Consider the following 13,330-nt stretch of genomic DNA (forward strand, 5'->3'; position numbering starts at 1 on the left):
CTCCTTTCGTCCTAAACTATGCCTCAACCTTAACGGTCTCTTTGATGGTTACTAAAGCTTTCTTAGGTCCGGGAACTGCGCCCTTTACCAGAAGCAGATTCTTCTCAGCATCTACTCTTACGACCTCAAGATTCTGAACAGTTACCTTTACACAACCCATATGTCCAGGCATTCCCTTGCCCTTGAATACACGGCTAGGGGAGGAACATGCACCATTGGAACCCTGATGACGATGGAACTTGGAACCATGAGCCATAGGTCCTCTGTGCTGTCCAAATCTCTTGATTGCGCCCTGGAAGCCCTTACCTTTGGAGATTGCGGAAGCGTCTACCTTATCGCCTGCAGCGAAGATGTCAGCTTTGATCTCTGCACCAAGGGTGTACTCCTCAGCGTTCTCAAACTTGAACTCTCTTACATATCTCTTGGAGCTTACGCCAGCCTTCTTGAAGTGGCCCTGCTCTGCTTTGTTAACACCATGTCTGTGTACGATCTGCTTCTTGCCGCTGGCATCCTTGTTAACAACCTTATCCTTCTTGTCAACGAAGCCTACCTGTACAGCACTGTAGCCATCATTCTCCACGGTCTTTACCTGAGTAACCACGCAGGGACCAGCCTGAAGCACGGTTACGGGAACGAGCACGCCATCTTCATTGAAGATCTGAGTCATTCCAACTTTTGTTGTCAAAATTGCTTTCTTCATTTTTACCTCCTGTGTTCTACATAGCGGACCAAAGTGTTTCTTGCAAAACCCAAAGTGTTTCTGCGAAACACTTAGAAATACGCTTCGCGCATTTCCCTGGCGATTGTTCATCGCGCTGTGTTCTTACGTCTAAGTAGAGGTTTTTGTTGTTTTGGCTTTACTTTGAAAAACTTACTTATTAGTTGTTCTTCATCTTGATGTCGATGTAAACACCGGCAGGCATTTCCAGTCTCTGAAGAGCATCAACAGTCTTCTGAGTGGGAGCCATGATGTCGATCAGTCTCTTGTGAGTTCTCTGCTCGAACTGTTCTCTGGAGTCCTTGTACTTGTGTACTGCTCTCAGAATGGTAACAACTTCCTTCTTGGTAGGAAGAGGTACGGGACCGCTCACCTGAGCTCCGGTCTTCTTAACAGTTTCGATGATTTTTTTGGCAGATGCATCAACAAGCTGATGTTCATAAGCTTTCAATGTAATTCTCATTACCTGATTTGCCATAAAAAAAGTCGCCTCCTTTTCGCACTTTTGTAAGTAGATACTTACTTTTTGTACGGACAAGCGGTGACTGTACACTTTCCCGTGTGTGTCTGCGACCTTTGTGCAACGCTTTCTTCTCTCCGGTCATAAACTTACACGTTGTTACTGCTCAAGGCAGATGTTAATTGGTACAGTGACTTGCCGTCAGTTTTCTAACTTGACATTCGCTCCACGGAAAACCCGATCTCCATTACTGGAAACCGGCAACCTCACGTTTCACAGCTATCATGCCACAGCAAGGATTAGTATACATTGAATTTACGGGCATTGCAAGACTTTTTTTCAAAAAATTGTATTTTTTTAGATACAATTCTTTTTTTCTGTTTTGCACAGGTTCGCCACTGTATTTTTGTGAGTTTCTTCTTATATAATATAGCCCAGTATAATATTGCCCAATATTTTTTATGGCAAATGAAACCGTTCCCCCTTGGATGCTCTCAGTTGCCGTCGGGCTTATCCTGACAAAATCTCTTGCTGCGCCCCGCTGGTCCGATATCGTCGGGGCTTATCCTGGCAAAATCTCTTGCTGCGCCCCGCTGTTCTGATATCGCCGGGGCTTATCCTGGCAAAATCTCTTTCTGCGCCCCGCTGGTCCGAGATCCCCGGGGCTTATTCTGACAAAATCTCTTTCTAAGCCCCGCTAGTCCGAGATCCCCGGGGCTTATTTTGACAGAATCTCTTTCTGCGCCCCGCTGGTCCGAGATCCCCGGGGCTTATTCTGACAAAATCTCTTTCTAAGCCCCGCTAGTCCGAGATCCCCGGGGCTTATCCTGGCAAAATCTCTTTCTAAGCCCCGCTGGTCCGAGATCCCCGGGGCTTATCCTGGCAAAATCTCTTGCTGCGCCCCGCTGGTCCGATATCCCCGGGGCCTATTCTGACAAAATCTCTTTCTGCGCCCCGATGTCCCAGTATCGACGAGGCTTATTCTGGCAAAATCCTTATCTACGCCCCGATATCCCGGTATCGACGGGGCTTATTACGGCAAAATCCTTATCTGTGCCCCGATGTACAAAGGTGGAGGGTATAATCGACCTGATTTTGTCTCACATACCCGCTTTCGCAAGTTCTGCTGGGTACAGATAGCTTGTTTTTGCCTCCCATACCCTCGCCAACACAAATACATAAAAATACTGACAGGCAGATGTCTTCGCTGTCCATCAGTATTTTTGTCTGTCAATATTTATTTCATCAACGGTCTGTTACAGCCGGTTCGCTTTCACATCCTCGAACTCCTGCAGCATTTCCTCGGAAGGAGTCTTGGTAGTGAGGCTGACTGCGATGATAGCGATAAGTCCCAGCCCGAAGCCTACTACCAGGGAATACAATCCGGTAGCTTTGCCCAGAGTCTGTCCGCCCACGAGAGGGATGTAATCCCAGATGATAACGGCAAGTGCACCGGTGACAATTCCGGCTACCGCTCCTGGGAAGTTGGTTCTCTTCCAATATAAGGACATCACTACCAGCGGACCAAAGGCAGCACCTAAACCTGCCCACGCGTTGGATACCAGTCCCATGACGGTGTTGTTCGGATTCCATGCGATGATGTAAGCCAGCACAGCTACCACCAGTACAGTGACACGGCTGACATTCATGACCGTCTTGTCATCCGCATCCTTCTTGAGCAGTCCCTTGAAGATATCTTCCGCCACACTGGAGGCACTGACTAACAGCTGGGAATCCGCCGTGGACATGATCGCTGCCAGGATACCACAGAGGAACAATCCTGCAATGAACGGAGCCCGCATCTCCACGGTAAATACCTTCTTGATCATCTCAATAAATACCTTCTCATTATTGCCATTCACCAGCTCCGGCAGATAAGCTCTGCCCAGGATACCGATAAATACTGCAAATCCCAGGGATAATGCTACCCAGCTGATGGCAGTAGCCTTGGACTTGGTCATTTCCTTCTCATCCCGGACTGCCATAAATCGTACCAGGATGTGGGGCATTCCGAAATATCCCAGTCCCCAGCCGAGACCGGAGATCACGCTGATGATATTGTTGCTGCCGTCACCGTTCTTCATCAGGTTCAGGAAGTTGGCACTGTCAGCACCGCTGGCTTCCAGACCGGCTGACAATGTAGTGCCGCCGGTTGTCAGAAAATGATAAGCGAACAGCGGTACTGCCAGAATACCGACTAGCATCAGCATACCCTGGATAAAGTCTGTCACACATACCGCGGTAAATCCGCCGAGGAAGGTATAGACCAAAACTACCAGCGCACCGATGGTCAGTGCCACATGATAATCAATACCGAACACGGACTCAAACAGCTGACCTCCGGCAGAAAGCGCAGACGCGCAATATACCAGGAAAAATACTACAATAGTAATAGAAGAAACCGCCATCAATACCTTCTTCTCATCATGGAAGCGGTTCTCAAAATAAGTCGGCAGCGTAACGGAATTGTTGGCGCGGATCGTATATCTGCGCAGCTTCGTGGCAATGAACAGCCAGTTCAGCGTCGTGCCGATGAAAAGTCCGATGGCGATCCAGCCGTCACCTCCGACACCGGTTAAGTAAATAGCTCCCGGCAGCCCCATCAGCAGCCATCCGCTCATATCCGACGCCTGCGCGGACAGCGCAGCGACGAAGCCGTTCAGCTTTCTGCCTCCCAAAAAGTAGTCTTCGGAATTGTTATTGCCCTTTGCATAAAACGCTCCGATAGCGATCATCATGAGTAAATACAGCACGAATGCCACAATTACCCAGCCTAACGTATTTCCTGTCATAATAGCCTCCTCAAATTTTTCTTCTTGTACATTTTCTTAATTGTATACAGTGATACGATTTATTATATACAAGAAATGGCTTATCGTCAACAGATTAGTTTGCTATCGCTGTAATGTGCGAAAGCCTGATTTGAATGTTATTTTGTCATGTTGACAGGCTGAGAATAGTTTGCTATTCTCTATCTATAAGTAAATTTTCTATTTCAAATCTTATTTAATTTCAGTATTTTGGTGAATCACCATAGTTTTCATTATTAAAAATGAATGGCATTAAAATGTCTAAAATATGAAAGGGGAATTGATGAAAACATATATAGCATATTTTGATGAAACAGGGGATGACGGAGTAACAATAAATTCATCAGACCATTTTATTTTAACAAGTTTGTATATGCCTGCAGAGAGCTGGCAGCAAAATTTTGAAAAAATGCGTATTTTGAGAAGAGAATTGAAAGATAAATATGGCTTTCATGTATCAGAAGAGATGCATACAAAACATTTTTTGACGGATAAAAATCCATATCGTGAGTATCATTGGTCAAAAGAAACAAAACAAGATATAATAAAAGCATTTACGTTAACAATTGCAAAGATGGATTTAAAGATTGTAAATGTGATTATTGATAAGAAAAAATTTAAAGATAATAACTATCACGTTCTTGAAAATGCATTGAAATATAATATACAACGTATCGAGAATGACAGCGATGGGCAATGGAATTATTTAGTGATTACGGATGAGGGCAGAATAGCACCTATGAGAAAGACAGCCAGAGCTATACGTGCATTTAATCCGATCCAATCCAAATATTTGCCTGGGTTTGTCAATCATCCGATCAGCAATATGATCGAGGATATTATGGAAAAAAATTCATCAGAATCCTATTTTATTCAAATATGTGATTTCGTTTCATTTTTTGTACATTTATATTTCAAAATCGAAATTCGGAAAGAAGAGTTACCCAAACGAGTGGGAACTGTAATTGACAAACTCTTTGTAAAACGGGTTATGGTGACGTTAAAGGAAGCGGAAAAATTAAATTTGAAAGCAAATGAGACAAATATGTATGGATTAGTAATATATCCAAAATAAAGCACCACCTACATCGCATTCGCGAGTTCAGTGGTTCATTTATATTATAATAAAAGGTAAGTATAGTGTCAATAATAAATGAAAAATAAGATTGCAAGACAAAAAGCCTCGCTACAGGTATCATCTCTGTAGCGAGGCTTCTATATTATTTACGTTATTCTTAGTTCTTCTTTCTTCTTGCCAGCATTCCCGCGAGTCCGGTCAGGGATATCGCAAAGAGCATCAGCCAGATACCGAGAGGATCTCCGGTAGCCGGAACCTTGTCCAGTTCCTGGGCAGTAGCAGCGGTGGGAGCTGCGGCAGCTGAGTTGTCCGTACTGTCATTATTATCGTTATTGCCGGTATTATTGCTGCCGGAGGTGTTCCTTGCTACCGTAAAGCCGGTGCCTGCGGCGCCGTCTGTCCATACGATCTCAAAGGTGTGACTGCCCTCGGACAGAGTCTTCAGGTAATCTGCATGTAATTCGATGATCGTGGAGCCCTCACTCACGGTATAGTTCTTGGAATCAATGATATTCCCATCTACCTTTACATTCTGGAACTTGGAATATTCACCGTTTCCTCTGATTCTGAGACTTTCTCCGTCCGTACTCTGGTTCCAGGAGCCGTTCGCGCCTTCAATGATCTGATACAGTACCGTCAATACTACGGTATCGGTAGTAGCAGAACCGGCTGCATTGCTGAGAACACACCGGTACTTAAATCCGTTGCAGTCTCTATCCGTTACTCCTATGGTGTAGGTTGCACCGGTAGCTCCGGTGATGTCTACAAATCCCTTGCCGTCATTTCTGTCAATCTGCCACTGATAGGTTACGTCCGTACCGGTTGCAGTAACTTCAAACGTTGCTGTGTCTCCTACTGTCACAGATACACTCTTGGGCTGTGCAGTGACTGCCGGAGCATCCACATGGTAAAGTTCGATTTCACCGGTCAGAATCTCATAATTGGTATCCGCAGGGGTGAAGCGCCACTTGTAAGTCTTGTTCATATCGACTGCCGTGTCATTGGGAAGTACACCTGCATCATCTATCCACTCCAGTGTACCGTCTGCCGGATGAATGGTGCTGCCTGCCAACGTCAGTCCTGCGTCTGCCAGGGTCTTACCGCCTGTGGTAATCTTATGGTACTTCGGTTCACCGCTTGTAGCAGCCTGGGTAATCATAATGACAAAAGGTGCACTGGTGATCTCACTGTAATCGACATCACCTGCCTTGGTTGCTGTGATAACAACGCTTCCGACCTTAACCGGAGTCAGAACGCCATTCTCATCAATCGTCGCATCGCCTGTGCTTCTTACTTCATCCACTTTGTAAGTAATCTCGCCTGTTCCGGAGCCGCCGACCGTGCTCAGTTGCAGCTTCTGTCCATAGACCACAGTGTTGTCACCGGTGATGCGCAATGTCTCCTGAGGTTCCTTTGCCGTCAGGGTCAGTACCAGATCCTTGGTAAAGTTTTTATAATTTGGATTGGAAATCGTTACCGTCCAACAGATGGTGTCATTTTCCGCACCGGCTGTCAGCCTGTAGGTGATCTTTCCGGCTGTATTAATCATAGCCGGTTCCACCTTTGCAGATCCCGAAGTTTGTGCCTCGGAAATGCTGTATGTCCATGTCTCCCCGGCAGGAAGTCCTGTGTAATCGGGTGTGAAGGTCTTCTGCTTCCGGTCGGAGAATTTCTGCTTTAAGTTCTCCTCCTGCAATACACCACCCTTAGCCTGCGTAATCGCTACCTTTGCGGTGGTCATGTTGGAAACAAGCTTATAGTTGTCTGCCGCTTTTCCCTGCAGGGTCACCGTAACGGTAACTTTTTTGTCTGTGCCGACATTCGCATTAACCATCTTGCCGGTCGCGGTATAATCGGAACTTGTCAGCGTTGCAACAAGTGTGTTTGTGCTGTCTTTGAAGGTCACTTCTAAAATGGTCACGGAGGTATTATTCCGCTCGTAGCTGCGGTCTTGCGTGCGCGCGGTTGCAATGCTGATAGGCTTTGCAGTAATAGTTGCCCTGGTCTTATATGTTCCGCCGGTCAGTTCATAGTGAGAGGCAAACTCACCAAGAAGTTTTACCGTTACCTCTGCATCCTGTTTCCCGGCGTTTTCACTTTGGAAAGCACCGGTCACCGTGTAGTCCATACCCGCTACCAGACTATCTATTCTCACGTCTGCCTCGTTGGCAAAAACTACCCCTGTGACGTCAGCATTCACGCTTCCATCGTATTCCTTGTTGGCAACGGTAGCCTGTACAATATGAACACGTGCCTTATTCACCGTCAGTGTGTAACTTGCCGTGCCTAACTTATAGTTCTTCGTCTCGGCGGCTGTCGCGGTAATGGTTGTCTCGCCCACTCCGACAACGGTAACCTCACCTTTTTCATTCACAGTTGCAACGGAATTGTCGTTGCTTTGGTAAGTCACCACGCCGTTGCCCATATTGGTAAGCTTATTGTTGGCAGGCTGCGTTCCATAGGAGGTCGTCACAGTGGACTTTTCAAAGCTCAGCTTCGGATCCGCCTTCTCAATGGCAAATTTCTTAACAACATCTGCAAATCCATAATTCCCCTTTGCCTTAACGGTTACGAAACCGGCATTCGTACCGGCGTTTACGTTATCACCGTAAATAATGGTGTAGTCCGTACCCTTCGTCAGCGGTCTGCCATCGATGGTTACGGTAACATCCGGTGTAATCCGTTCGCCGGTATAAGTATAAGTTGTGTTACCGCTCAGTTCCACAGTCGGTTCGGTAATAATGGGAGTAATCCTAAACGCCCAGTTTTCATCCGTCAGGTCACTTGCTGCGTTAAAATTCGAGCCGTACGCCACACTGATTTTAACCTTGTATTCACCCGCATTCATGGGCTGCACTTCCGTCTCGCCCTGATAGTATTTCACCATAACATCGCCCATGCCGGTGATGTTCGTCGCAGTCTTGATGTCTGCAGTCTTTGCCATGCCGTCATATGTCAAGCTGCCCGGTGCGGTAAAGACAAAATTTTTCGCTGCGGGATCTGCCTTTTGAATCTCATAAGTCACACTGGCTGTCACACCACCCACTGTGATGCTTGCGGTATAAGCACCGACATTGGTGGGATAGGAACCGTCAGGGAGTGTAGCACCCTGTCCGTTTCCAACCGTGTAGCTGATTGTGGGATCCTTCTCACCGGTGAGCAGTTTGTTCTCAAGTATTGCCTTTTTGTTGCTGCCATCGTAGATCAGAGTATTCTCCTCAGGTGCCTTGATGGTCACGCTGCCGCCGTCAATGTTGGGACAGTTCGTTGTATTAACGCAGGTGGCGGTAATCGACTTGCCGTCTGCGCCCAGCGTGTATTGCCAACTGTGCTGGTGGGCGCTAAGGTACAGATTACCCTGCGCATCCTTTATAACCATATAGCCCCTATCTGTATTGTCCGGCTTGAAAATCTTAGTATAGTCCACCAAGCCGGTTGCTCCGGTAGCAATCTGAACCGGAACTTCTGCCGTGGGGCTATTGGTGATAGACACACCAATACTTGCGGCATCCGTCAGGCTTGAATCAATGTTGATAAATGATTTCGAGTTTTCATCATATTCGAACAGGAGAACATTCATGTCGGTGTTGCCGGTAATCTTTGCCGTGCCGCCGACCGTCATTGTAACATTCGCAGGAATATCTGCTCCTACTTTATTGCCGGTGATGGTACCGCCATACATATTAAACACATCAGTACCGGAAATCCCATCCACACCATTCCTATTTCCGGTGATGGTGCCGCCATACATGGTGAATGTAGCAGTGTCAGTGCTAGAGTGAGCATTGAGTTGCACACCATCAGACTTCTTATCGGTTGAGGTGATGGTACCGCTCTCGTGGTCGCACAGGGTCAGATTGCCATTCTTGGGAATAACAAACGTCGAAGCATCCTGTGCCGAATTGGTGATGCTCTTTCCGTTCAGGCAGAGATTTACGTTGCCTGAGATTTTGATCGTACCGGCAAACGTAATATCGTTCAGTAAGTAGTAGTTGCCCGCAGGAAGTTTGTATTCCATCCCTTCTGTGCCATTGCTACTGCTTACTTTCGTTCCGCCGCGCATCAGCGCCTGTGTATCTGCATTATAGGTCAGGGGAGTCCACAACACATCGTCATGCTTAGTCTTGTGACTGCAGTCTGCACTGCCACAGATTGCATGCTCATGCAGCTCGCCACTTACCACATACAGACTGTTGTCGATGTTCTGCACGCTGTATGTGTTGCTGCTATTATTGTCGATGGTGAATTTGCCCGCAATTTCATCCGTCAGGGTAATACCCGTGGCTGCCTCGGCGAACTTCATAAAATCTCCCTCCGCAGGCAGCTTTTCCAGCGTCACACCAATGTTTGCACCATCCGTCAAACTTGTGCCGCTGCCCCTAGTCGAGCCGACGGTGATAGTCTTGCCGCCAGGCAAATAAACATTGCCATTGGTGTTGCCGGTAATGTTCACATCCCCGTTGACTTCCATGGCTTCAACACTCTCAGCTACATACACACCACTACCGTTGTTCTTCGCCGTGTTACCGGTGACACTGCCACCACTCCATTCGACGCTATGATCACCTTTCACGGCAACACCGCCGCCGTTGGCATCGGCTTCGTTACTGGTGATGCTGCCACCACACATCTCAAAGGCGCAATCCATGTCAACGCCGCCACCGTTGGCGGCTGCCTTGTTGCCGGTAATCGTTCCACCTAACATCAAGAGTCTGCCAACGACATACCCCCCGTTCACTTTATAATTACTTACACGTCCAGCCACGCCACCGCCATTGTTTGCGCTGTTGTCTGTGATGCTGCCGCCGTACATGTAGAAGAAACTGCCGTCCAAATACACACCGCCACCGTGGTCATCAGTGTTGTTGCCGGTGATGTTTCCACTATACAGGCTAAGGTCACTGAAGGGTTTTAAATATACGCCACGCCCTTTCATACCGTCAACATGGGTAATCTCTCCTGTGTTGTTACCGCTGCCGTTACAGTCACAAAGTGTAAGTGAATCCGTATCTTTTCCTTCACCTACGGTAATGGTGTCAAAATTGCCGTTAGCTGTGATGCTGTAACCATTCAAACAAAGTGAGATGTAGCCTGTCGGATTCCAGCTCGTATTATTCAGAGCAATATTAGTCGTTAAATAGTAATACTGTCTGTGTGAGCTACTACTTCCACCCTTGATGTTGCGCAGATCCTCTTCCGTCCTGATCGCAGTCCACAGCACATTTTTGTGATTCTTACTCTCAGTGCAGTTCGCCGTGCCACAGAGACCATGCACATGTAATTCGCCGCTTGAAAAGTTGACAGCGTTGTCTAACGCATACTTGTAATAGCCGGTATCGCTGTTGAAAGCATTCAGGTCATCCGCGGTCAGTGTGTAATCATCGCTTGTACCCTTGGCGATGGCAACTCGCACACCCTCGGCGAGCTGCTGTCCCATGGTCACGCCAATCTTGGCGGAGCTGCTCAACCCGTTCGCACCGATGAGAATGGTCTTGCCGCTGGGCAAATAGACATTGTTATCGTTTCCATTACCCGCGTTGTCGGTGATTTGTGCCGTACTGGACACAGTAAACTTGCCGTAATAGGGCTCAGAAATATATACACCACCGCCGTTTTTGCTAGCGACGTTGTTTGAAATCCTACCACCGGACATGGTAAACCTCATATTTCCATATGCACTCTTCAGCCATATACCACCACCGTTACCAGTAACGGCTGTGTTTCTAACGATATTACCACCAGATATATTGAATTTTACTGACTTACTAATTGTAGATTCATAGTATATACCACCACCGCTAGACGGTGCATGGTTGCTGTCAATACTACCACCGGATATAACGAAGTTGGTGCTATCTTTTGCATACACACCGCCGCCGTTACCGTTTATGGTTACTTTGTTATCAGAGATACTGCCCTTATACATGTAAAAATTACCACCATCTACGTATACACCGGCACCACTACCTTTGGCAATCTGGTTTTTGGTAATTTCGCCGTTATACAGTATCAAGGTACCCAAGGACATTATACCTCGTCCTATATTATCCTGTGCATGGGTAATCTTGCCGACCACTTTCTGACAGTCGGTGATAATCAGCTTCGTTCCTTTCGCAACCTGAATGGCATCAACTTCTGCTGCACAGGTGATTGTTTTTCCATTTAAACAGAGTGCTACATCATAAGTGCAGATCCATGTATCATTCAATTTAACATTGTCTGTCAGATAATAATAGCCCCCACTCTTGATGTCAGTCAGATTGGAAACGCCTATCCAGGTCTGATTTCCATGATTCTCGCTGTCACCACAGGTTGCGCCACAAACGGGATGCCGATGCGGTTCGGTCGCCGACAATTTCACCTCGCCACCCACAAGAACTGGATAGAGGTTCTCTTTATCACTGCAAATATGATCCAAATCTTCTTCGGTCAGGTGACCGCCACCCCCAGCCTCCACAGCTACCGCGGCAACCGTTACGAGGTTGCTCTCGGTGGGTGTATCCTGGGTGGATACGCCGATTTTTCCGGCGAATGTGGATAATTTACTAATCCGAATTGCATTGCCGGTAGCCAGATAGACATTGTTCTGAACATCTTGACACAAGTTGTCACAGACCCGAGGAGCACCGCCGGCAATTTTAAAAGTACTATTTTCTACATAGACGCCGCCACCATTCTCGGTTGCCGTGTTATTGCTAATCTGCGCATTGCCGCTCATGGTAACCTGACCGTTTTTACGTACATACACAGCACCTCCTTGGGTGGCTGTATTGCCGCTGATTTTCGCATTATCGGACATATATAAGCAGTTACCGACTTCTCCGTCAGTGCTGGCAAATATATACACTCCGCCACCTGATGTCGTCCATTTGGTGGGAGCAATGTTGTTACTAATCTGTGCATTGCCGGACATGTTCATGACGCTTTTGTCCGACAACAGTACACCGCCAGCAGAAGCAGAGACCATGTTGTCGCTGATTACACCACCATACATGTTAAATGTGCTACCGAGCGCAGCGACGCCACCACCCCAACTTGCAGCATTGCCTCTGATTGCACCGCCATACATATTAAATGTGCTATTATGCACATACACACCGGCTCCATTATAACTGCCTTGGAGCTTATTACCACAAATAGTTCCACCGTACATGGTAAAAGTGGCGTTATTATCCACTTTCACACCTAAATCCGACCTTCCCACGCTGTGAGTGATAACTCCACCTGTAACGGAGATGCGGTTCTCCGTATTTTCCTCGCACGGCACCCATCGAGTGAACAGACCTTCCTTGCTTGTGGTGAAATAGTGCATACTCTCACTACTATTGCAGTCACAGAGAGTAAATTGTCCCTTATCTATCTCAATGACAACAAAATCCCCGTTTGCCGCAATGCTGTGACCATTCAGACAAAGCACCACGTTATTGTTCGGTTTCCATGTTTCCATTGTCACGATATCCTGAGTCAGGTAGTAATATCCTTCCGTTGCAGCTTGCAGTGCTGCTTCACTGTCTATGGACTTCCACTCTGTCACAATGCTATGCTTATACTTATCTGTGCATGTCGCGCCGCAGATGGGATGGTCAACATGCTGACCTTCCGCCACCGTCATCGGAACCGTCATCGGTGTATTCAACGCTTCAGAAATAGCATGAAGTCGTGTCATATCCAGTTCTGCGATCTGCTCCTTGGTCAGTGACTCCATAGCCTCGTCGATGGCTTCCAGCTGCGCACCGACACTTTCTGCATTTTCCACCGTCACTTCGTCCGGCAGAGCATCGATGAGTGCCTGTACCTTCTGCACTGCTGCCTTCTTCTCATCGTCTGCCGAGGTATCCTGCGTGCCGGCATCACTATCGCTGACACTTTCCACTGAGGGTTCCACAGTATCGGGGGCTTCGCCCGCAGTGGAATCTTCCGTACCGGGAGTTGCCGCAGTGGTGCTCTTATCAGCCGGAGTCTCTTCCCCCGGTGCCGCAGCTGCTTCTGCTTCCTCTTGCTCTGCCGCAGAGTCTGTTTCCTGCTGTTCTTCCTGTTCTGCCACCGCATCAGCCTCCTGTGCGAATGCTGTCATGGGCAGTGTTGAGAAGCAGAGAATAAATGCCAGTAACATGCTCAATACTCGTTTTTTCATAGCGTTTTACCTCTTTCCGATGGGCATAGTGATACCCATTATCTTAAAGATAACGTACCACACTTTCTCTCAGCGGAACCAGGGGCTGCATGAATCGACCCAAATATGTCATGAATCGACCGAAGAGGAC

General features: G+C 47.4%; 5 protein-coding genes. 1 reads left to right on the forward strand and 4 read right to left on the reverse strand.

From position 1 onward, the window contains the following. Positions 1–16: 16 nt before the first annotated feature. The 3 genes from rplC to putP all read right to left on the reverse strand — a co-directional run bounded on the left by rplC (position 17) and on the right by putP (position 3,970). Positions 17–700: a 50S ribosomal protein L3 gene (gene rplC, locus OCV96_RS15545; protein ID WP_022154515.1), complete on the reverse strand. Its 684-nt coding sequence runs from the start codon at positions 698–700 to the stop codon at positions 17–19. Positions 701–878: 178 nt separating this feature from the next. After that, positions 879–1,196, reverse strand: coding sequence for a 30S ribosomal protein S10 (rpsJ, locus tag OCV96_RS15550; protein ID WP_117465468.1), 318 nt, complete (start codon positions 1,194–1,196; stop codon positions 879–881). Positions 1,197–2,434: 1,238 nt separating this feature from the next. Next, positions 2,435–3,970 (reverse strand): sodium/proline symporter PutP, encoded by a 1,536-nt coding sequence (putP, locus tag OCV96_RS15555; RefSeq protein ID WP_118537783.1) that lies wholly within the window; start codon positions 3,968–3,970, stop codon positions 2,435–2,437. A 301-nt stretch (positions 3,971–4,271) separates the two neighbouring features. On the opposite strand from putP, the gene OCV96_RS15560 reads away from it, so the two are divergent. Continuing rightward, positions 4,272–5,063, forward strand: coding sequence for a DUF3800 domain-containing protein (locus OCV96_RS15560; RefSeq protein ID WP_172594787.1), 792 nt, complete (start codon positions 4,272–4,274; stop codon positions 5,061–5,063). A gap of 160 nt (positions 5,064–5,223) precedes the next feature. Here OCV96_RS15560 and OCV96_RS15565 read toward each other — a convergent pair whose 3' ends face one another. Then, the gene (locus OCV96_RS15565; RefSeq protein ID WP_262594871.1) at positions 5,224–13,200 is read right to left on the reverse strand and encodes a YDG domain-containing protein; all 7,977 of its coding nucleotides are present in this window, start codon (positions 13,198–13,200) and stop codon (positions 5,224–5,226) included. Positions 13,201–13,330: the final 130 nt, after the last annotated feature.

This window comes from Waltera acetigignens, assembly GCF_025567015.1.
Lineage (GTDB): Bacteria > Bacillota > Clostridia > Lachnospirales > Lachnospiraceae > Acetatifactor > Acetatifactor acetigignens.